We start from the raw sequence: 19,920 nt of genomic DNA, 5'->3' as shown, positions 1-19,920 counted from the left end.
CCAGGCTCTGGCGATCCCCCGGCCTTGCGGCTGAGCCGCGGTCACCCGCGGCGGGAGCGAACGGACCGCCGGCGGCGCCGAGCCGCAGTCACCCGGACGAGTGCGTGGACGGCAGGGGCAGATGTGGCCCACTCACCCGTGGGAGGGCGGGAACGGCCCCGCCCGGCCTCGCCCCGACCCTGTTGCGGCGCCCCGTTCCCCCGCGCCCGCGCATCGGAGGCGGTGTCACCAGCCGACGTGCCGGGCGTCGTAGCCGCCCACCGGGGGTTCGCCGCCGGCCTCGGCGAAGGCCTGGAGTGCCTGGATGAGGTGGCGGCGCTGCCCCGCGGGCATGGCGGCGACGATGCGGGCGATCTCGGACCGGCGGCGCTCCATGACGTCGTTCACGGTGCGCCGCCCGGCCGCCGTCAGCGAGATGACCGTTGTGCGGCGGTCGCTGGGGGAGGCGTCGCGCGCGACCATGCCGATCGTCACGAGGCGGTCCAGCATGCGCAGCGCGGTGGAGGGCTGGACGCCGAGTTCCGCGGCGAGCTGCGAGAGGTTCAGCGGCCCGTGGGCCTCGAGGGCGACCAGCATGCGCAGTTGGGGAAGGGTCAGTGCCTCCTCCACCGCCGCCAGCGAGCGGGCGGAGACCGCGACGAGGAGCCGGGACGCGGTCAGCAGGGCGGCCACCATCTCCTCGGCGGTGCTCACGGGGTCGTCGGTGCCGCAGGAACTGTCGGAAGGAGCGCGCGAGCCGGTGGCCATGGGTCCTTTCTACCGCCCCGCGGCCGCCGTGCGGTCCTGTACGGCACTCAGGTGAACGGACGCGGCGCCGGGAACCCGCGGGCCGGGGCAGGCGTTGGACGATTGGGCAAAGGAATCGTCAAGGGGCGCGGCCCGCGCCGGAATGAGCAGGGAGATCCCATGGGTGTCAGCCTCTCCAAGGGCGGCAATGTCTCGCTGACGAAGGAGGCCCCGGGACTGACCGCGGTCACCGTCGGTCTGGGCTGGGACGTCCGTACGACCACCGGCACCGACTTCGACCTCGACGCGAGCGCGCTGCTGGTCAACGCCGACAACAAGGTCGTCTCGGACAAGCACTTCGTGTTCTTCAACAACCTGAAGAGCCCGGAGGGGGCGGTGGAGCACACCGGCGACAACCTCACCGGCGAGGGCGAGGGGGACGACGAGCAGGTCAAGGTGAACCTGGCCACCGTGCCGCCCGAGGTCGAGAAGATCGTCTTCCCGGTGTCGATCTACGACGCCGAGAGCCGCCAGCAGTCGTTCGGCCAGGTGCGCAACGCCTTCATCCGCGTGATGAACCAGGCCGACAACAACGAGCTCGCCCGCTACGACCTGTCCGAGGACGCCTCGACGGAGACGGCGATGGTCTTCGGCGAGCTGTACCGCAACGGCGCCGAGTGGAAGTTCCGCGCCGTCGGCCAGGGCTACGCCTCGGGCCTGCGCGGCATCGCGCAGGACTTCGGCGTCAACCTGTGAGGTAGCCGTACGCCCGGTGTACGGGCGGATACGACGCGGGGGCCGCGTGGCGCACGCCACGCGGCCCCTTTGTGCTTCCGGGCGGGGTGGCTCGCGGGGGCGGGCCGGCGATGCGCACCGCGGGCCTCGATCAGGCGGCGCCGGTGAGGTAGGTCCACGTCTCAGCATGACGGAACCCGAGCGATTCGTAGAGCGGTCGCGACATCGGAGTGTTCTGGGTGAAGGCATGGCGGGCTCCGGAGGCCACCGCGTGCCTCAGTCTCGCGGCGACGAGAGCGCGGTAGTAGCCGTTGCGCCGATGCGGCGGCGGGACCGAACCGTTGTACAGCCCCACCTGGTCACCAGCCACGACGTTGAAGCCGGTGGCGACGGCCTCGCCGTTGAGCTCCAGTATGAACGCCGTCATGTCGGGGGCGTCCAGCAGAGCAGGCAGGGCGAAGATATCCGCTATTTCCTTCGGCATGTCGAACCCGCTCGCAAGAGCGGAGGCGTAGACCTCGTACTCGTTTCCCGGGACCTCACGCACCGTAGCGCCGTGTGGGAGGGACGTGGGAAGCGACGGCAGCAGGTCCGCGTCCCACACGAGCAGGGGGATCGTGCTGGATGAAGTCCTGCCGTAGCGGGCAGCCAGCTCGAGTAGTGCGGGATCGGCATCTCCGCGCAGCTGGATGCTCCACGGGACATCCTTTGTGGAAAGCTCCTTGGCGAAGGCATCCACCTCCTCCAGATCCGGTTCCGTTCCTACGGAGACCACGTTGAGGCTGGGCATGGGCAGACCTGTGAACACCAGCCTCGTGCCGGTGGCGCTCTGCCGGTGGTACATACCGGGGACGAGATCCACGAGCTGGGTCGTCGCCTGGTAGAACCCGTTCACCGCGGCGTCAGTAGCAGCGGAGTCGATCAAATGTGCCATAAGCCGCAGGCTACATGTAGAGAGCACGAGATCCGGGGCCGCTTGCCGTGCACTATCACAACGTCGACGAAGCGGCTCGGACGCCGGATTCACCGTCACGACTGGCCTCCGCTCACAAGCCGGTCGCGACGCTCTGGGAGATGTGGTGACGGCATCCGGGCCATGTCGGCGCCTCGAACCGCACTGGCGTCCGACGCCGGCGAGGTCGAGGGGCACTCCTGCCCCGCTGTCACGAGCCGTCAGGCTCCCCGCTGACTCGCGTTCCGGAGCAGTCGCCGGCACCTACCCACACCGGCTGCTTCGCGAAGGTGCGGTTCGAGGCCGCACTACCGGCAAGAAACCGGCGGGGACCGTCTCCGGGCGAGGTCAGACGGGCAGCGGCAGCTCGAACCAGACGACCTTGCCGACCGCCTTGCGGCTGGTGCCCCAGCGCCGGGAGAGGTTGCTGACCAGGGCCAGGCCCCGGCCCTTCTCGTCATCGGCGTCCGCGCGGCGCAGCTGAGGCAGGTTGTGGTCGTCGTCGCTGACCTCGACCAGCAGCTTGCCGACGCGCATCAGCCGCAGCGACACCTCGTGCGAGGCGACCCGCAGCGCGTTCGTCACCAGCTCGCTGACCAGCAGCTCGGCCAGGTCGCTGAGCGCCTGGAGGCCCCACAGCGCCAGCTGCTCGCGGGTGAGCGCCCGCGCCCGCCGGACCTCGGAGCCGTCCATCGCCAGCCGCCACTCCACGACGTCCTCGGGCGGGATGCCCTGGAAGTTGGCGACCAGCAGCGCCACGTCATCGCGGCGGTCGTCGGAGTGGACACGGTTGAGGATCTGTTCGCACACGTCCTCGGGGGTCTGCTGCGGCTCGATGACGTTGGAGCACAGCGCCGCCAGACCGGCGTCTATCCCCTGGCCGCGCACCTCCACCAGGCCGTCGGTGCACAGCACCAGCCAGCTGCCGTCCGGCACGGGGACCTCGACCGTCTCGAAGGGGACGCCGCCGACCCCGATCGGGGCGCCCTCGGGGATCTGCAGCAGCTCGCTGCGGCCGTCGTGGCGGGCCAGCACGGGAGGGATGTGGCCGGCGTTGGCGAGGGTCAGGGTGCGGTGGATCGGGTCGTAGACCGCGTACACGCACGTCGCCAGGTGCTCGGCGCCGAGGCGGTGGGCGAGGTTGTCCAGGTGCCGCAGCAGCTGCGCGGGCGGCAGGTCCAGGGCGGCCATCGTGATCACGGACGTCCGGAACTGGCCCATCACGGCCGCCGACAGCAGGCCGTGGCCCATGACGTCGCCGACGATCAGCGCCACGCGCCCGCCGGGCAGCTGGATGGCGTCGAACCAGTCGCCGCCGACCTGGGCCTGGCGGTCACCGGGCATGTAGTGGTGGGCGATCCGCACACCGGGGATGCGGGGCGGGCTGGTCGGCATCATGCTGCGCTGCAGGGTCGCCGCGGCGCGCGACTCCAGCCGGTGCAGCCGGGCGTTGTCCAGGTGCACGGCACCCCGGGCGGCGACCTCGGCGGCGGTCGCGGCGTCCTTGGCGTCGAAGGGACGGCGGCCGGGGTGGCGCAGGAAGCACATCCGGCCCAGCACCGTGCCGCGCGCGGTGAGCGGCACGACGATCAGCGAGCGCTCGGGGAGCAGCGGTCCGAGCCCCGGCACGCCCAGGTCGAGCGCGACGTCGTGGGCGAGCGCGGCGTCGATCACCGGTACGAGCAGCGGCTCGCCCAGCCGCGGGGTGGAGTCGGCGGGCAGCGGGATCAGCTCGCCCTCCGGCAGGGCGGCCGCCCACGGGCCGGGGGTGGTGTCGGTGTGGGCCACGGCGACCCGGCGGGCGACGACCGTGTCCCCGTACAGGTCCTCCTTCGGCGGCTCGGCGTCGGAGAACAGCTGGTCGACGACGAGGACGGCGGCGAAGTCGGCGAAGCGCGGCACGGTGACGGCGCACAGCTCGCGGGCGGTCGCCCCCAGGTCGAGGGTGGTGCCCACCTTGGCCCCGGTCTCCCGCAGCAGGGCCAGTTGCTCGTCCAGCAGGTTGCCCGGGGCGAGCGAGGGACCGGAAGCGGCGGCGGGTGCGGGCTCCGGCGCCGTGGTGTCGGCGCGCGGACCGGGCAGCAGCTCCGGGTGCGGGGCGGTCCGGGGAGGCCGGCCGGCCCGGGCGGAGCGGCCGGCGGCGGGGCGTGCGGGAGGCGGGCCCACGGTCGTGCCGTACTCCTCGGGGAGCACGGGGAGCAGTAAGGAGCCGTCGATCTCCACCGCCGGGTAGCCCAGCGACACGATCTGGCGGACGATCCGGTCCAGCCGCCCCGGGCTGACCCGGGGCAGCACCGAGCCCAGCCGGGCCCCCAGGTGCCCGGCGTGCGCGGGGTCGGCGGCCGGGGCGAGGCGCGGGGCGACGCTGACGGCGCCGCGGGCGGTGGTGCCGTCGGCGGAGTAGGGCAGCAGGCGGTCGCCGAGCGCGAGCCGCGGCCCGTTGTCGCGCAGCGGACGGGCGTCGGCGGCGATCACCAGCAGGCTCGGGCCGGCCGGCTCCGTGATGCGGTAGGCCCACCACAGGACGTCCTTGAGACCGCCGTCGCGGTCCGCCGTGGGCAGCGCGCCGGCCCAGGCGGACCGGGTGAGGCCGGCCAGCACCTCCAGGGCGTCCCGCTCGCCGGGGCGCCGGCCCGCGGTGTGCGGCAGCAGTCCGGCCGCGGGGCGGCCGAACACGCCCTCCCAGCGGTGGCCGAAGAGCTCCTCGGCACCGCGGTTCCAGTACGAGACGTCGCCGTCGGGGCCGACGCAGAGCACGGCGAGGCGCACGAGCGCGGAGACGCCGGTGGCCGCGTACGGGGCCGTGGTCGTGGGAATCCTGGTCATCTCGTCCAACGTCGGGCACCTGAGGTTCGGCTGTGGTTGACGCGGAAGAACTGAAGGAGCATCAGGGTTGGATCGTCACCGTCCAGGCAAGCATGAAACATCGGACGCGGTCCGGTAAATGGCGAGATTGCCCCCACGAGTGACCAACCGGGCATGGCCCATGGGGAGGAGGGCACATGGCGCACAGGCTCCCGCACATCGCGGGGTTCCGCAGGTGGCCGCACGACGGCGCGCCCAGACAGGAGGGCAGGGCGCTGCGGGAGACGGTGCCGCGCGAGGCGCACGCGGCGTTCGCCCCCGGTCCCGACCGGCCGGGCGCGGTGGAGGCGGTGCGGGAGTCCGGCCGAGGCCGCGTCCCGGAACTCGTCCCGCTGCGGGTGGGGAGGATGGCTGCGAGCCCCTTCGCCTTCCTGCGCGGTTCCGCCGGGCTGATGGCCGCCGACCTCGCGGCCTGCCCGGTCACCGGGATCGGCGCCCAGATCTGCGGTGACGCGCACGCCGCCAACTTCGGTCTGTACGGCGACCATTCGGGCCGGCTCGTGATGGACATCAACGATTTCGACGAGACCGTCCACGGCCCCTGGGAGTGGGACGTCAAGCGGCTCGCCGCCTCCCTGGTGCTGGCCGGGCGCGAGGCCGGGGCGGACGAGGACGCCTGCCGCGGCACCGCCTTCGACGCGGTGGGCGCGTACCGGCGCACCATGCGGCTGCTGGCGAGGATGCCGGTGCTGGACGCCTGGCACGCCATCGCCGACGAGGAACTGGTCGCGCACGCCGACGCCCGGGATCTGGCCGGCACGTTGCGCCTGGTGGCACGCAAGGCGCGCCGCAACACCGGGGCGCGGTTCGCGGCGCGGGCGACGGAGGAGGCCGAGGGCGGCGGCCGCCGCTTCGTCGACGCGCCGCCGGTGCTGCGCCGGGTGCCGGACAGGGAGGCGGCGGCGGTCGCCGGGGCCCTGTCGGAGTCCGGCTACCTGGCGACGATCGGCGAGGATCGGCGGCCGCTGCTGGCCCGGTACGCGGTGCACGACGTGGCGTTCCGGGTGGTCGGGACGGGCAGCGTGGGCACCCGCTCGTACGTCGCTCTGCTCCTGGACCACCTCGGGCAGCCGCTGGTGCTCCAGGTGAAGGAGGCCCGGCCCTCCGCGCTGCTGCCGTACCTGGGGAAGGGCGGCTTCGACGCGCCCGTGGCGGAGCACGAGGGGCGGCGGGTGGTGCTGGGTCAGAAGCGCATGCAGGTCGTCAGCGACTCCCTGCTCGGCTGGGCCCGGGTGGACGGACGGCCCTACCAGGTACGGCAGTTCCGCAACCGCAAGGGCAGCGTGGACCCCGCGGAGCTGGAGGCCGGCCTGATCGACGACTACGCGCGGATGACGGGCGCGCTGCTGGCCAGGGCGCACGCGCACTCCGCGGACCCGCGGCTGATCGCCGGCTACTGCGGCAAGGGCGAGCAACTCGACGAGGCCTTCGCGGCGTTCGCGGTGGCGTACGCCGACCGGACCGAGGCGGACCACGCGGAGCTGGTGGCAGAGGTGCGGGCCGGGCGGATCGCGGCGGAGAGGGGCGTGTGAGGGCTCGGACGCGGGTCTTTCGGGGGCCGGTGGGAGACCGTACGCTGTGACCGGCGCCGTCGTCTGCTCGTAGGCTGGACGGGTGACGAATTCCCCCGGCACCGAGTCGGCCCCCGACACGCAGTCGGCCGCCGCATCATCCGAACCTCAGGACCGGCTGGCCCAGGCGGTGAGTGCCGCCGAGCGGGCCCTGATCGAGTTCGAGATCGCGGTGGAGACCTTCAGGGTGGAGGTCGAGAACTTCTCCCGGCTGCACCACCAGAAGCTCGGCCCGATGTACGCCCGGCTCGACGAGCTCGACGCGCTGATCGCGGAGGCGGTCGCGGCCAAGAGCGGTGCCCGCGAGGACATCAAGCGCGCCTGGGAGGCGCGGGCCCTCGTGATGCCGATGCCGGGGGTGGAGGAGCTCTTCGACGGGCTGCTCGGCTCGGACGGTGTCCGGCCCCTGGAGGACCCCAACCCGCCGCGCCGTGTGCGGCCGGGCAAGGAGGCGCAGCGGCTCTACCGCGAGCTGGTGCGCAAGGCCCACCCGGACCTGGCACAGGACGAGGCCGAGGTCGAGCGCCGCAGCGCCTTCATCGCGCAGGTCAACGAGGCCTACACCTACGCCGACGAGCAGCGGCTGCGCGAGCTGGCGCAGGAGTGGGAGGCCGGGCCGGTCCCGCAGGAGGCGCAGCCCAGCGAGGCCGAGGTGCTGTACGCGCGGCTGGAGTGGCTGGCGCAGCGCAAGGAGCAGCTGGCCCTGCTCGCCGCCGAGCTGGAGAACAGCGCGATCGCGCAGATGATGAAGCTGGCTCCGGACGACCCGGACGGTTTGCTCAACGAGATCGCGGAGAACCTCCTCAACCAGGTCGCCAACCGCGAGGCCCGGCTGGCGGAGCTGGTGCGCTCCACGAAGGGGTCCGAGTAGCGGGTCGGGTACGTTCGACCTGCACGCCCCGACAGAAGGAGTCCGTTCCATGTTCTACGCCCAGCTGCCCGCGGTGGACGCCGCGCAGGTCCCCGCCGACGGCTACCTGCTCGACGTGCGGGAGCACGACGAGTGGGACGCCGGGCACGCTGAGGGCGCGGTGCACATCCCGATGGGCGAGGTCGTCGCCCGTCTCGAGGAGGTCCCGGCGGACCGCCGGGTGCACGTCGTGTGCCGGGTCGGCGGCCGCTCGGCGCAGGTGGCGCAGTACCTGATCGCCCAGGGCCTCGACGCGGTGAACGTCGACGGCGGCATGCTCGGCTGGGAGGCCTCGGGCCGCCCGCTGGTGACGGACGGAACGGGGCCGGCGCACGTGCTCTGATCTGAGCGGGTCCCGGGGGCTCGCGCGCCATGGGGGCCGGGACGTGGGGCCTGACCGCGCGCAGAGGAGTCCGAGGCGTGGGGGCTGCGGCTCTGGCTCCGGGCTCCGGGTTCCGGGTTCCGGGCTTCGGGCTCCGGGTTCCGGGCTCCGGGTTCCGGGCCCGGGCGGCGGTGGACGCGGGCCGTGGAGGTTCCGCTGCCTTTCCGCGAGACGTGTGGCAGGCCTGCTGACCGGGAGGGCTGTACCGCGCGCCTGGGGCATGAGTACCGTTCCCTGCTGAGCGGAACGCGGGTACAGGAGCGGAGACCACGATGGAGCCACCCGAGGAGTCCGGGGGACCGGCCGGGATAGCCACGCTGTCAGCGCCCGCGCGGACCGTGGTCGCGCTGGCGCTGGCCGCGGCGGTGGTCGGCGTCGCGGTGCACCTGCTCTTGGTCTTCCTGCACGTCGCGCCGTCGAACACCGCCACCAAGAAGCACGGCGACCTAATCGGCAGCTACATCTACCCCGAGCTCGAGCAGAACTGGAAGCTCTTCGCGCCCAACCCGCTCCAGCAGAACATCCATGTCTGGGCGCGCGCCGAGGTGCACAAGGACGACGGCAGCAACGAGGTGACCGGATGGGTCGACCTCACGGCGATGGACATCGCCGCCATCAGGCACAACGTCGTGCCCAGCCACACCGAGCAGAACCAGCTGCGCCGGGCGTGGACCTTCTACGCGTCCTCCCACGGCGCGCAGGACAAGCCCGTCGGCACGCGGGGCGAGCTGAGTAGGCAGTATCTGCAGCGCATCGTGGAGGACCGCTTCGGACCCCGGCTCAACGGCGGCTACGTCGTCCGCCTGCAGGTGCGCGTCGGCACCACGCCGGTCGCGCCCCCGACCTGGAGCCCCGAGAAGATCGACACGCGCACGACCTTCCGGGTGCTGCCCTGGTGGAGCTCGGACGTGGCGGCCCGGGCGGCCGGGGACGAGGGCGGGGAGGACGCGTCGTGAGCGAAGCGGTGAACGCGGACGCGGTCGGGCGCGGGGCCGGGTACGGCGAGGCCGACAGCGGGCCCGAGTACGACGGGGGCGGGCGCGGGGCCGGGTACGGCGAGGCCGGAAACGGCGGGCCCGGCAGCGGGGCTGTCGAGGGGGGCCAGGACCGGGCCGGTCACGGGTCCGTGCCGGCCGCCGGCCGTCCGGCCGCCCCCGTCCCGTCCCCCTTTTCCGGCCTGCTCGACTCGGTCATGGGCGGGCTGTCGCGCGGGTTGTCCCTGGTCACCGGCGGCACCGTCGCCCCCTACCAGGCCGCCGTCGTACGGATCGGCACCTCGCTGACCTGGCTGCTGTTCCTGCTGCGCGAGTGGCCGCACCGCCAGAAGCTCTACGGACCGGACGGGCCCTGGAGCTGGGACCTGGCGCACCGGCTCGTCAGCGACAACCACGCCTTCACCATGCTGCTGTGGGGCCGGGCCGACGCCTGGTTCGAGATCGTCTACGCGGGCGCGATCGTGGCGAGCGCGATGCTGCTGCTCGGCTGGCGGACCCGCACGGCCTCGCTCCTGTTCATGATCGGCGTCCTGTCCCTGCAGAACCGCAGCGTGTTCGTCGGGGACGGCGGCGACAACGTGATCCACCTGATGGCGATCTATCTCGTCTTCGCCCGGTGCGGGCAGGTCTGGTCCCTGGACGCCCGCCGCAGGGCGAGGGGACGGGACGGCGACGGCGCGGGTATCGCGCTGTGGATCGTCCTCGGGCTCGCGCTCGCCGTGGCGCAGCTGCTCGGGCGGATGGGCCTGACCTGGACCGAAGGTCTGCTCCCCTGGCTGGGCTGGACGCCGTTCCTGTGGGGTTTCCTGCTGCTCCAGGCCGTGTGGTGGGCGGTGCGGCGGTACGCGCCGGGCGAGCCGCGCACGGTGCTCGACATCCTCGGCAACATCCTGCACGCCGCCGCTCTGCTGGTGATCGTGGTCGAGGTGTGCCTGATCTACTCCACGGCGGGCTGGTACAAGGTCCAGGGCTCGCGCTGGCAGGACGGCACCGCGCTGTACTACCCGCTGCATCTGGACGATTTCACCCCCTGGCCGGGGCTCTCCCACGCGATGGCCACCAGCGGCCTGATCGTGATGGTGATCACCTACGGCACGGTGATCGTCCAGGTCGCCTTCCCGTTCACGCTCATCAACCGCCGGGTGAAGAACGTGCTGCTCGCGCTGATGATGGTGGAGCACGCCTCGATCGCGGTCGTCCTCGGGCTGCCGTTCTTCTCGCTGGCGATGATCGCCGCCGACGCGGTGTTCCTGCCCACCGGCTTCCTGCGCTGGGCGGGCGACCGGCTGGGGCGCCTGGTGCGGCGCGGCGGGGGAGCGGGCGGCCCCGGAGGCCCGCAGGACTCCCGGCCGTGGGACGCGGAGCATCCCGGGGACGTGGAGGCCGCCGAGGCGGCGGAGGACGCGCGGGCACGGGGCGTCGTGGGGCCGCGGAGGCCGGGACCGGCCGGTGAGCCCGCCCCCTCTAACCTCGTGGTGTGAGCACCAGCCAGGACGACGCGGCCGAGCCGCTGCAGTACGACGACGGCTTCGGCCCCGAGATCGGGGTCGGGCCGCACCCGCGGCCGTGGCCGCAGGACCCGCGCTACGACCCCGAACTGCTCGCGCACGGCGACCGCCGCAACGTGGTGGACGAGTACCGCTACTGGACGCGCGAGGCGATCGTCGCCGATCTCGACACCCGGCGCCACGACTTCCATGTCGCCGTCGAGAACTGGCAGCACGACTTCAACATCGGTTCCGTGGTGCGCACCGCCAACGCCTTCCTGGCCAAGGAGGTGCACATCGTGGGGCGGCGCCGCTGGAACCGGCGGGGCGCCATGGTGACCGACCGCTACCAGCATGTACGCCACCACCTGGACGTCGCGGCGCTGGCGGCGTGGGCGGCCGCGCAGGACCTGCCGATCATCGGGATCGACAACCTTCCCGGCGCCGTGCCGCTGGAGACCACCGAGCTGCCCCGGCGCTGTGTGCTGCTCTTCGGGCAGGAGGGGCCCGGTCTGACGGACGAGGCGTGGAAGCACGCCGCGGCGGTCTGCTCGATCGCCCAGTTCGGCTCCACGCGGTCGATCAACGCGGGCGCGGCGGCCGCCATCGCGATGCACGCCTGGATCCAGCGCTACGCACGGGTGGGCTCTTGACATCCTCGCCGCCCTGAAGGACCGGCGGGCACAGCGCCTGTGGTCCGGCTCGTACGTCGCCGGATCGGTCGGCGTCGGCGGCTCCCCGCTCAGCACCGTGAAGCAGTACATCGAACAGCGAATCCGACCGCTGTGACCCGGGCTGAGGTGAACAGTGCGGATCCGCGCGACCTCTAAGCCAAAGCGGTTCTCAGATCCGCTTCACCACCGGGCCGAGGCCCGATGCCCTGCGAAGAGACCCGGTAGCAGTCGGCCGCACAGCTGCCGGGCCCTGAGCGGGCGGGCGTACGGCGGGCGGGAACGGAGCAGCCCCGTCCGCGAGTGACGGGGCTGCTCCGTACGGGCTGTCGGGGTCGGCGGGCCCGCGAGCCGCTCGGGCCCGCGCGTCTCGCGGCCCGGTCAGACCGGGCGGCGGACCTCGATGACGCGGAAGCGGCTCGCGACGAAGGCGCCGTCGCACAGCGCCGCATTGGCGGCCGGGTTGCCGCCGGAGCCGTGGAAGTCGGAGAAGGCGGCCGTCTGGTTGACGTACACCCCGCCGGTCAGGTTGAGGGAGAGCTGGGCGGCCTCCTCCAGGCAGACCTCCTCGATCTGCCGCTCCACCTCCTCGGAGGTGGTGTAGGCGCCGACCGTCATCGCGCCCTTGTCGCGCACGGTGCGGCGCAGCAGGTCGACCGAGTCCTCGGTGGAGTCCATGGCGACCGCGAAGGCCACCGGGCCGAAGCACTCCGACATGTAGGCGGCCTCGTCGTCCGGCTTGGCGCCGTCCAGCTTCACGATGACCGGGGTGCGGACCACGGCGTCCGGGAAGTCGGGGTTCGGCACCTCCCGGGAGGGCAGCGCGACCTCGCCGAGAGAGGCGGCCGCCTCGAGGCGGGCCTTCACCTCGGGGTTGACCAGGGCGCCCAGCAGGGCGTTGGCCCGGGCGTCGTCGCCGAGCAGCCCGCCGACGGCGGCCGACAGATCGCCGACCACCTCGTCGAAGCCCTTGTGGCCGTCGTCGGTGGCGATGCCGTCGCGCGGGATCAGCAGGTTCTGCGGGGTGGTGCACATCTGGCCGCTGTACAGGGACAGCGAGAACGCCAGGTTGGACAGCATGCCCTTGTAGTCGTCCGTGGAGTCGACGACCACGGTGTTGACGCCGGCCTTCTCGGTGAAGACCTGGGCCTGGCGGGCGTTCTCCTCCAGCCAGTCGCCGAAGGCGGTGGAGCCCGTGTAGTCGATGATGCGGACCTCGGGGCGCAGCGCCAGGGTCTTTGCCAGGCCCTCACCGGGCCGCTCGGCGGCCAGGCAGACCAGGTTCGGGTCGAAGCCGCTGTCGGCGAGCACCTCGCGGGCGATCCCGACCGTCAGCGCCAGGGGGAGCACCGCGCGCGGGTGCGGCTTGACCACGACCGCGTTGCCGGTGGCCAGGGAGGCGAACAGGCCCGGGTAGCCGTTCCACGTGGGGAAGGTGTTGCAGCCGATCACCAGCGCGATGCCGCGCGGCACCGCCGTGAAGTCCTTGCTCAGCGCGAGCGGGTCGCGCTTGCCCTGCGGCTTGACCCACTCGGCGGTGCGGGGGGTGCGCGTCTGCTCCGCGTAGGCGTAGGCGACGGCCTCGAGGCCGCGGTCCTGTGCGTGCGGGCCGCCGGCCTGGAAGGCCATCATGAAGGCCTGGCCGGAGGTGTGCATGACCGTGTGGGCCAGCTCCGTGGTGCGCGCGTTGAGCCGCGCGAGGATCTCCAGGCAGACCAGGGCCCGGTTCTGCGGACCGGCCTCGCGCCAGGCGGGCATCGCCGCCTTCATCGCCGGGAGCAGCGCGTCGACGTCCGGGTGCGGATACTCCACGCCCAGCTCGATGCCGTAGGGGGAGACCTCGCCGCCCGTCCAGCCGTCGGTGCCGGGCTGGTCCAGGTCGAAGCGGGTGCCGCGCAGGGCGTCGAACGCGGCCTGGGCGGTCTCGCCGTCCGCGTATGCCTTCGGGTGCTCGGGGTACGGGGACCAGTACTCGCGGGTACGGATCGCCTCGAGCGCCTTGTCGAGCGTCTCGCGGTGCTTCTCGACCGACGGGACAGCGGTGGGTTCGGCAGCCATGGGGCCAACTCCTCGTCGAGCTGGATGGGGTGGGCAGGGTGCTGGCTTCACCGCTAGATTAACCGAATGTTCGGTCGGGACAAGGGGGCCGACCCAAGCTGTGGACAACCGGCGAGGAGCAGTGGCGGCGATGAGCGCTCTTGACCGATCCAGCACGGTCGCGGTGGTGGGCACGGGGACGATGGGCCAGGGGATCGCCCAGGTCGCCCTGGTGGCGGGGCATCCCGTACGGCTCTACGACGCGGGCCCGGGGCGGGCCGAGCAGGCCGAGCGGGCCCTGGGGGAACGGCTGGACCGCCTGGTGGAGAAGGGCCGGCTGACGCCCGCCGAGCGCGACGCGGCCCGTGGGCGGCTCGCGGCCGTCCGGGGGATCGAGGAGCTGGCGGGCGTGTCGCTGGTCGTCGAGGCGATCCTGGAGGACCTGGGCGCCAAGCAGCAGCTCTTCACCGCCCTGGAGTCGGTCGTCTCCGAGGACTGCCTGCTGGCCACCAACACCTCCTCCCTGTCGGTGACCGCCGTGGGCGGCGCGCTGCGCCGTCCGGGCCGCCTCGTCGGGCTGCACTTCTTCAACCCCGCCCCCCTGCTTCCGCTGGTCGAGGTGGTCTCGGGCGCCGCGACCGACGAGGCCGCCGCCAGGACCGCCCACGACACCGCCGCCACCTGGGGCAAGACACCGGTGCGCTGCGCCGACACTCCGGGCTTCATCGTCAACCGCGTCGCGCGGCCCTTCTACGCCGAGGCCTTCCGGCTGCACGAGGAGCGGGTCGCCGACCCCGCCACCATCGACGCGGTGCTCCGGGAGAGCGGCGGCTTCCGGATGGGCCCGTTCGAGCTCACCGACCTCATCGGCCAGGACGTCAACGAAGCCGTCACCCGCTCGGTGTGGGACTCCTTCTACCAGGACCCCAAGTTCACCCCCTCGCTCGCCCAGCGGCGGCTGGTGGAGTCCGGGCGGCTGGGCCGCAAGAGCGGGCGGGGCTGGTACGACCACACCGAGGGCGCGGCCGCCCCGGTCGCCCGCACGGCGGGGCCGGAGAAGCCGCCCGCCGAGGTCACCGTCTGCATGGGCGGCCGCGGACCGGCCGCCGAGCTGCCCCGGATGATCGCCGAGGCGGGTATCGAGGTGCTGGACGGCGAGGTCGCCGACCCCGACGACGGGTACATCGAGCTGCCAGGCGGCGGCCGGCTCTACCTCGCGGACGGCGCCCCGGCCACCACCGGCCCGGACGTCGACTACGTCCAGTTCGACCTGGCGCTGGACTACCGGGCGGCGACCCGGATCGCCCTCGCCCCGTCCGACTCGGCGCGCCCGGAGACGCTCCAGGCGGCGATCGGGCTGTTCCAGGCGCTGGGCAAGCAGGTCAGCGTCATCGAGGACGTCCCGGGCATGATCGTCGCCCGTACCGTGGCGATGCTGGTGGACTTCGCCGCCGACGCCGTCGCGCGCCAGGTGGCCTCGCCGCAGGACGTCGACACCGCGATGCGGCTGGGCGTGAACTATCCGCGCGGTCCGCTGGCCTGGGGCGACGAACTGGGTCCCAGGTGGGTCCACGAGGTGCTGCGCAACCTGCACCAGGCGTACCCGGGCGGGCGCTATGCGCCGTCTCGTCCGCTGAACCGCCGCGCGGCGGCCGAGAGGAGCCTGCTTTCATCGTGACCATGGCACACCGCGACACCTCCGCCCCCAAGAGGGACACCTACACCCCGGACTCGCTGCTGGCCGTGGCCGTGGCGGTCTTCATCGAGCGCGGTTACGACGGCACCTCCATGGAGCACCTGTCGCGGGCCGCCGGCATCTCCAAGTCCTCGATCTACCACCATGTGCGGGGCAAGGAAGAGCTGTTGGAGCGCGCCGTCGGCCGCGCCCTGGACGGCCTGTTCGGCATCCTGGAGGAGCCCGGGGCGAGCGGTGGGCGCGCCGTGGAGCGGCTGGAGTACGTCACGCGCCGCACCACCGAGGTGCTGATGGCGGAGCTGCCCTACGTCACGCTGCTGCTGCGGGTGCGGGGCAACACCACGACCGAGCGCGCTGCCATGGAGCGCCGCAGGGAGTTCGACCACCGGGTCGCCGACCTGCTGAAGTCGGCCGTGGCGGAGGGCGATCTGCGTGGCGACGTGGAGCCGCGGCTCGCGACCAGGCTGCTCTTCGGCATGATCAATTCCATAGTCGAGTGGTACCAGCCGCACCCGGCCGGTACCCGTGAGCACGACGACGCCGCGGTCGTGGACGCCGTCGTGCGGCTGGCCTTCGACGGGTTGCGCGACTCCTGACCCCGGCCGAGCCGGTCCGGCAGGGACGAGCACGCCGTGGCGGACGAACGCGGAGCGGGCGGGCGGGTCAGTCGGTCAGCACCCGGTCGGTCTCCTCGAAGACGATCAGCGTGCGGCTGCTGAGCACCTCGGGCACCGCCTGGATGCGGGTCAGCACCAGTTCGCGCAGGCTGCGGTTGTCGGGGGTGTGGACCAGCATCAGGACGTCGAAGTCCCCGCTCACCAGGGCGATGTGCGCCACCCCGGGCAGATCGAGCAGCTTCTCCCGCACCGTGCGCCAGGAGTTCTGCACGATCTTCAAGGTGATGTACGCGGATGCGCCTTGACCTGCGCGTTCGTGGTCGACCCGGGCCGTGAAACCGCGGATGACCCCGTCCTCCAGGAGCCGGTTGATCCGGGCGTAGGCGTTGGCGCGGGAGACGTGGACCTGCTCCGCGACCGACCGTATGGACGCCCGCCCGTCCTCCTGGAGGTAGCGCAGGATCGCGCGGTCGATGGCGTCCAGCGGACGCGGCGCCGGGCCGGTGTCCGGCGGCGGCGCCTGCGGTCCCGGGGGGCCGCCTCGAGATATTTGGGAATCCGTCACGCCCCCGAGCCTCCCTAGCATGGACGTACTGGCTCCATCTCAGGTTGTGGAGAACCGTTTGTCCACAGGCGGGACGCACCTGTAGCCAAAATGCCTCCGGCGACCGAACAATCGGTAGGGGAAGCGATACCCGCTCCCCCGATCGAACACGCCCACGAGGAGGTGCTCGCGATGACCGTCCTGGACCAGCACGTCTGGCAACCCCGCACCGACCCGGCGCCGCTGCTGCCCGACCCTGAGCCGTACCGACTGCTCGGCACCCCCGAGGCAGGCGCGCTCGACGCCGGAACGCTGACCGCGATGTACGGACAGCTGGTGCGCGGCCGCCGCTACAACCGCCAGGCCACCGCGCTGACCAAGCAGGGCAGGCTCGCCGTCTACCCCTCCAGCACCGGCCAGGAGGCGTGCGAGGTCGCCGCGGCGCTCGCCCTCGAGCCCCAGGACTGGCTGTTCCCCAGTTATCGCGACACCCTGGCCGCCGTCGCGCGGGGCGTGGACCCCGTGGAGGCGCTGACGCTGCTGCGCGGCGACTGGCACACCGGCTACGACCCGCGCGAGCACCGCGTCGCCCCGCTCAGCACACCGCTGGCCACCCAGTTGCCGCACGCCGTGGGCCTCGCGCACGCGGCCAGGCTCAAGGGCGACGACGTCGTGGCGCTCGCCATGGTGGGCGACGGGGGCACCAGCGAGGGCGACTTCCACGAGGCACTGAACTTCGCCGCCGTGTGGCGCTCCCCCGTTGTCTTTTTCGTACAGAACAACGGCTTCGCCATCTCGGTGCCGCTCGCCAAGCAGACCGCCGCCCCGTCGCTGGCCCACAAGGCCGTGGGCTACGGGATGCCCGGGCGGCTCGTCGACGGCAACGACATCGCGGCCGTCCACCGCGTGCTCACCGAGGCCGTCGCCCGTGCCCGCGAGGGCGGCGGCCCGACCCTGGTGGAGGCGATCACCTACCGTCTGGACGCGCACACCAACGCCGACGACGCCACCCGCTACCGGGAGGACTCCGAGGTCGAGGCCTGGCGCGAGCACGACCCGATCGCGGTGCTCGAGCGCGCCCTGCGCGAGCGCGACCTGCTCGACGAGGCGCTGGTCCGCGACACCGCGGAGGAGGCGGAGCGGATGGCCGCCGCGCTGCGCGAGCGGATGAACGAGGACCCGGTCCTCGACCCGATGGAGATGTTCGCACACGTCTATGCCGAGCCCACCCCGCAGCTGCGTGAGCAGGCCGCGATGCTGAGGGCCGAGCTGGAGGCCGAGGCACAGTCATGAGCACCGCCACCACCGCGACCCCCGTGGCCGCCGCACGCAAGCCGGCCACCATGGCCCAGGCGCTCAACCGCGCGCTGCGCGACTGTCTCGCCGAGGACCCCTCGGTCCACCTCTTCGGCGAGGACATCGGCACCCTCGGCGGCGTCTTCCGCATCACCGACGGCCTCGCCGAGGAGTTCGGCGACAGCCGCTGCACCGACACCCCGCTCGCCGAGGCCGGCATCCTCGGCACGGCCGTGGGCATGGCGATGTACGGCATGCGCCCCGTCGTCGAGATGCAGTTCGACGCCTTCGCCTACCCGGCATTCGAGCAGCTCGTCAGCCACGTCGCGAAGATGCGCAACCGCACGCGCGGCGCCATGCCGCTGCCCCTGACCATCCGGGTGCCCTACGGCGGCGGCATCGGCGGCGTCGAGCACCACAGCGACGCCTCCGAGGCGTACTACGTCCACACCCCGGGCCTGCACGTCGTCACCCCGGCCACGGTGGCGGACGCCTACGGGCTGCTGAGGGCGTCGATCGCCTCCGACGACCCGGTGATCTTCCTCGAGCCCAAGCGGCTCTACTGGTCCAAGGCCGACTGGTCGGCGGACGCCCCGGAGGAGGTGGCCCCGATAGGACGGGCCGTCGTCCGCCGCAGCGGCCGCTCCGCCACCCTGATCACCTACGGCCCGTCGCTGCCGGTCTGCCTGGAGGCGGCCGAGGCCGCGGTGCAGGAGGGCTGGGATCTGGAGGTCGTCGACCTGCGCAGCCTGGTGCCCTTCGACGACGAGACGGTCACCGCGTCGGTGCGCCGCACCGGCCGTGCGGTCGTCGTCCACGAGTCCTCCGGCTTCGGCGGCGTGGGCGCCGAGATAGCCGCCCGGGTCACCGAGCGCTGCTTCCACCACCTGGAGGCCCCGGTCCTGCGGGTCGCCGGTTTCGACATCCCCTATCCGCCGCCGATGCTGGAGCGGCACCACCTGCCCGGTGTCGACCGCATCCTCGACGCGGTGGGGCGCCTGCAGTGGGAGGAGGAGTGATGGCCGCCGTCCGCGAGTTCGCCCTCCCCGACCTGGGCGAGGGGCTGACCGAGGCCGAGATCGTGCGCTGGATGGTGCAGGTCGGCGATGTCGTCGCCGTCGACCAGCCCGTCGTGGAGGTCGAGACGGCCAAAGCCGTGGTCGAGGTGCCCTGCCCCTATGGCGGGGTGGTCACCGCGCGCTTCGGCGAGGAGGGGCAGACCCTCGACGTGGGGCGGCCGCTGCTCACCGTCGCGGTCGACTCCCCCGACGGACAGCCGGCGTCGGCCGATCCTGCCGCCCCCGCCACCCGGGCCGCTGCCGGGGAGGAATCGGGCTCCGGCAATGTGCTCGTCGGCTACGGCACCAGCGGCCCCGCGGCCCGGCGCCGCCGGGTGCGTCCGGCGCCCGGTGCCGGCGCGTCCGCCCCCGCTCCGGCACCCGCCCCCGCTCCGGCGTCCGCCCCCGCTCCGGCGTCCGCCCCCGCTCCGGCGTCCGCCCCCGCTCCGGCGCCCGCGCGCGCCGTGCCGGTCCGGCACGAGGGTCCCGTCGCCGTCATCTCCCCGCTCGTGCGGCGTCGGGCCCGTGAGCACGGCCTCGACCTTCGTGCGCTGAAGGGTTCCGGCCCCGACGGGCTGATCCTGCGCTCCGACGTGGAACGGGCCATCTCGGCCGCTTCCGCGCCGCCCGTCACCGCGCCCACGCCGGCGGCGGCCGCTCCGGACGCCGGAGGCACCCGTATCCCGCTGCGCGGCATTCGCGGCGCCGTGGCCGACAAGCTCGCCCGCAGCCGTCGGGAGATCCCCGACGCCACCTGCTGGGTGGACGCCGACGCGACGGAACTGCTCGCGGCACGGGCGGCGATGAACGCCGCGGGCGGTCCCAAGGTCTCCGTCCTCGCGCTGTTCGCGCGGATCTGTGTGGCGGCCCTGGCCCGCTATCCGGAGCTCAACTCCAGGGTGGACGCCGAGCGGGGCGAGATCGTGGTGCTGCCGCAGGTGCACATCGGCTTCGCGGCGCAGACCGACCGCGGACTGGTCGTCCCCGTCGTTCAGGACGCCCACCGGCGCAGCACGCAGGAGTTGTCGGAGGAGATCGGACGGCTCACTGAGGCGGCCCGCTCCGGCGGGTTGACCCCGGCCCAGCTGACCGGCGGCACCTTCACGCTCAACAACTACGGCGTGTTCGGTGTCGACGGCTCCACGCCGATCATCAACCACCCCGAGGCCGCGATGCTCGGCGTCGGCCGGATCACCCCCAAGCCCTGGGTCCACCAGGGCGAGCTGGCCGTGCGCCAGGTCGTGCAGCTGTCGTTCACCTTCGACCACCGGGTGTGCGACGGCGGCACGGCGGGCGGCTTCCTCCGCTTCGTCGCGGACTGCGTGGAACAACCGGCAGTGCTGCTCCGGGCGGTGTGAAGTCGTCACGGTGGGCGATA

The 19,920-nt window shown here is 73.0% G+C and carries 17 protein-coding genes; 12 read left to right on the top strand and 5 right to left on the bottom strand.

What is annotated here, in order from left to right; genetic code table 11:
* Positions 1-225: 225 nt before the first annotated feature.
* Positions 226-747, bottom strand: a complete 522-nt coding sequence (locus tag ACRWND_RS02665) for a MarR family winged helix-turn-helix transcriptional regulator (RefSeq protein WP_431945410.1) — start codon at positions 745-747, stop codon at positions 226-228.
* 159 nt (positions 748-906) lie between these two features.
* Here ACRWND_RS02665 and ACRWND_RS02660 point away from each other — a divergent pair, with 159 nt between their 5' ends.
* A complete protein-coding gene (locus ACRWND_RS02660; protein ID WP_431945408.1) occupies positions 907-1,482 on the top strand; it encodes a TerD family protein in 576 nt (191 codons plus the stop codon).
* Positions 1,483-1,612: 130 nt separating this feature from the next.
* Here the strand turns inward: ACRWND_RS02660 and ACRWND_RS02655 are convergent, their stop codons facing one another.
* Together ACRWND_RS02655 and ACRWND_RS02650 are read right to left on the bottom strand one after the other, a co-directional pair.
* Positions 1,613-2,395 (bottom strand): GNAT family N-acetyltransferase, encoded by a 783-nt coding sequence (locus ACRWND_RS02655; RefSeq protein ID WP_431945406.1) that lies wholly within the window; start codon positions 2,393-2,395, stop codon positions 1,613-1,615.
* A gap of 366 nt (positions 2,396-2,761) precedes the next feature.
* Complete coding sequence (locus ACRWND_RS02650) at positions 2,762-5,239, bottom strand: SpoIIE family protein phosphatase (protein WP_431945404.1); 2,478 nt, start codon at positions 5,237-5,239, stop codon at positions 2,762-2,764.
* 176 nt (positions 5,240-5,415) lie between these two features.
* Between ACRWND_RS02650 and ACRWND_RS02645 the strand changes: the two genes are divergently transcribed.
* The 6 genes from ACRWND_RS02645 (at position 5,416) to ACRWND_RS02620 (ending at position 11,276) form a co-directional block, all read left to right on the top strand.
* Positions 5,416-6,810, top strand: a complete 1,395-nt coding sequence (locus ACRWND_RS02645) for a DUF2252 domain-containing protein (RefSeq protein WP_431945402.1) — start codon at positions 5,416-5,418, stop codon at positions 6,808-6,810.
* 82 nt (positions 6,811-6,892) lie between these two features.
* Positions 6,893-7,720 carry a hypothetical protein gene (locus tag ACRWND_RS02640; protein WP_431945400.1) on the top strand — a complete coding sequence of 276 codons (828 nt, stop codon included), beginning with the start codon at positions 6,893-6,895 and terminating at the stop codon, positions 7,718-7,720.
* A 49-nt stretch (positions 7,721-7,769) separates the two neighbouring features.
* Positions 7,770-8,102 (top strand): rhodanese-like domain-containing protein, encoded by a 333-nt coding sequence (locus tag ACRWND_RS02635; RefSeq protein ID WP_431945398.1) that lies wholly within the window; start codon positions 7,770-7,772, stop codon positions 8,100-8,102.
* A 311-nt stretch (positions 8,103-8,413) separates the two neighbouring features.
* Positions 8,414-9,097, top strand: coding sequence for a DUF5819 family protein (locus ACRWND_RS02630; protein WP_431945396.1), 684 nt, complete (start codon positions 8,414-8,416; stop codon positions 9,095-9,097).
* Between the two features lie 236 nt (positions 9,098-9,333).
* Positions 9,334-10,617 carry an HTTM domain-containing protein gene (locus ACRWND_RS02625; protein WP_431945505.1) on the top strand — a complete coding sequence of 428 codons (1,284 nt, stop codon included), beginning with the start codon at positions 9,334-9,336 and terminating at the stop codon, positions 10,615-10,617.
* On the top strand, positions 10,614-11,276 hold the full coding sequence (locus ACRWND_RS02620) for a TrmH family RNA methyltransferase (protein WP_431945394.1): 663 nt from the start codon (positions 10,614-10,616) through the stop codon (positions 11,274-11,276). Before ACRWND_RS02625 ends, ACRWND_RS02620 begins: the two co-directional genes overlap by 4 nt.
* A gap of 399 nt (positions 11,277-11,675) precedes the next feature.
* Here the strand turns inward: ACRWND_RS02620 and paaN are convergent, their stop codons facing one another.
* Positions 11,676-13,352: a phenylacetic acid degradation protein PaaN gene (paaN, locus tag ACRWND_RS02615; RefSeq protein WP_431945392.1), complete on the bottom strand. Its 1,677-nt coding sequence runs from the start codon at positions 13,350-13,352 to the stop codon at positions 11,676-11,678.
* 130 nt (positions 13,353-13,482) lie between these two features.
* Here paaN and ACRWND_RS02610 point away from each other — a divergent pair, with 130 nt between their 5' ends.
* Both ACRWND_RS02610 and ACRWND_RS02605 read left to right on the top strand, forming a co-directional pair.
* Positions 13,483-15,009 carry a 3-hydroxyacyl-CoA dehydrogenase gene (locus ACRWND_RS02610; protein WP_431945391.1) on the top strand — a complete coding sequence of 509 codons (1,527 nt, stop codon included), beginning with the start codon at positions 13,483-13,485 and terminating at the stop codon, positions 15,007-15,009.
* Between the two features lie 2 nt (positions 15,010-15,011).
* Positions 15,012-15,623 carry a TetR/AcrR family transcriptional regulator gene (locus tag ACRWND_RS02605; RefSeq protein ID WP_431945503.1) on the top strand — a complete coding sequence of 204 codons (612 nt, stop codon included), beginning with the start codon at positions 15,012-15,014 and terminating at the stop codon, positions 15,621-15,623.
* A gap of 67 nt (positions 15,624-15,690) precedes the next feature.
* On the opposite strand, the gene ACRWND_RS02600 is transcribed toward ACRWND_RS02605, so the two are convergent.
* The gene (locus ACRWND_RS02600; RefSeq protein WP_431945389.1) at positions 15,691-16,230 is read right to left on the bottom strand and encodes an Lrp/AsnC family transcriptional regulator; all 540 of its coding nucleotides are present in this window, start codon (positions 16,228-16,230) and stop codon (positions 15,691-15,693) included.
* A 150-nt stretch (positions 16,231-16,380) separates the two neighbouring features.
* Between ACRWND_RS02600 and pdhA the strand changes: the two genes are divergently transcribed.
* Genes pdhA through ACRWND_RS02585 form a run of 3 tightly spaced genes read left to right on the top strand, consistent with a single transcriptional unit; the run spans position 16,381 to position 19,900 of the window.
* A complete protein-coding gene (gene pdhA, locus ACRWND_RS02595; protein ID WP_431945387.1) occupies positions 16,381-17,481 on the top strand; it encodes a pyruvate dehydrogenase (acetyl-transferring) E1 component subunit alpha in 1,101 nt (366 codons plus the stop codon).
* Positions 17,478-18,503 carry an alpha-ketoacid dehydrogenase subunit beta gene (locus tag ACRWND_RS02590; protein ID WP_431945385.1) on the top strand — a complete coding sequence of 342 codons (1,026 nt, stop codon included), beginning with the start codon at positions 17,478-17,480 and terminating at the stop codon, positions 18,501-18,503. The genes pdhA and ACRWND_RS02590 overlap by 4 nt, the downstream gene beginning before the upstream one ends.
* Positions 18,503-19,900: a dihydrolipoamide acetyltransferase family protein gene (locus ACRWND_RS02585; protein WP_431945383.1), complete on the top strand. Its 1,398-nt coding sequence runs from the start codon at positions 18,503-18,505 to the stop codon at positions 19,898-19,900. Before ACRWND_RS02590 ends, ACRWND_RS02585 begins: the two co-directional genes overlap by 1 nt.
* The last annotated feature ends 20 nt before the right edge of the window (positions 19,901-19,920 follow it).

This window comes from Actinacidiphila sp. bgisy167, assembly GCF_965342175.1.
Classification (GTDB): domain Bacteria; phylum Actinomycetota; class Actinomycetes; order Streptomycetales; family Streptomycetaceae; genus Actinacidiphila.
The sequence above is the reverse complement of the archived record's forward strand: the minus strand, read 5'-3'. Positions and strand labels throughout refer to the sequence as shown.

Bases quoted from the DNA above. Each gene is read 5' to 3' on its own strand.
- ACRWND_RS02665 (WP_431945410.1), bottom strand. From the start codon at position 747: ATGGCCACCGGCTCGCGCGCTCCTTCCGACAGTTCCTGCGGCACCGAC.
- ACRWND_RS02660 (WP_431945408.1), top strand. From the start codon at position 907: ATGGGTGTCAGCCTCTCCAAGGGCGGCAATGTCTCGCTGACGAAGGAG.
- ACRWND_RS02655 (WP_431945406.1), bottom strand. From the start codon at position 2,395: ATGGCACATTTGATCGACTCCGCTGCTACTGACGCCGCGGTGAACGGG.
- ACRWND_RS02650 (WP_431945404.1), bottom strand. From the start codon at position 5,239: ATGACCAGGATTCCCACGACCACGGCCCCGTACGCGGCCACCGGCGTC.
- ACRWND_RS02645 (WP_431945402.1), top strand. From the start codon at position 5,416: ATGGCGCACAGGCTCCCGCACATCGCGGGGTTCCGCAGGTGGCCGCAC.
- ACRWND_RS02635 (WP_431945398.1), top strand. From the start codon at position 7,770: ATGTTCTACGCCCAGCTGCCCGCGGTGGACGCCGCGCAGGTCCCCGCC.
- ACRWND_RS02630 (WP_431945396.1), top strand. From the start codon at position 8,414: ATGGAGCCACCCGAGGAGTCCGGGGGACCGGCCGGGATAGCCACGCTG.
- ACRWND_RS02625 (WP_431945505.1), top strand. From the start codon at position 9,334: ATGGGCGGGCTGTCGCGCGGGTTGTCCCTGGTCACCGGCGGCACCGTC.
- paaN (WP_431945392.1), bottom strand. From the start codon at position 13,352: ATGGCTGCCGAACCCACCGCTGTCCCGTCGGTCGAGAAGCACCGCGAG.
- ACRWND_RS02610 (WP_431945391.1), top strand. From the start codon at position 13,483: ATGAGCGCTCTTGACCGATCCAGCACGGTCGCGGTGGTGGGCACGGGG.
- ACRWND_RS02605 (WP_431945503.1), top strand. From the start codon at position 15,012: ATGGCACACCGCGACACCTCCGCCCCCAAGAGGGACACCTACACCCCG.
- ACRWND_RS02600 (WP_431945389.1), bottom strand. From the start codon at position 16,230: ATGCTAGGGAGGCTCGGGGGCGTGACGGATTCCCAAATATCTCGAGGC.
- pdhA (WP_431945387.1), top strand. From the start codon at position 16,381: ATGACCGTCCTGGACCAGCACGTCTGGCAACCCCGCACCGACCCGGCG.
- ACRWND_RS02590 (WP_431945385.1), top strand. From the start codon at position 17,478: ATGAGCACCGCCACCACCGCGACCCCCGTGGCCGCCGCACGCAAGCCG.
- ACRWND_RS02585 (WP_431945383.1), top strand. From the start codon at position 18,503: ATGGCCGCCGTCCGCGAGTTCGCCCTCCCCGACCTGGGCGAGGGGCTG.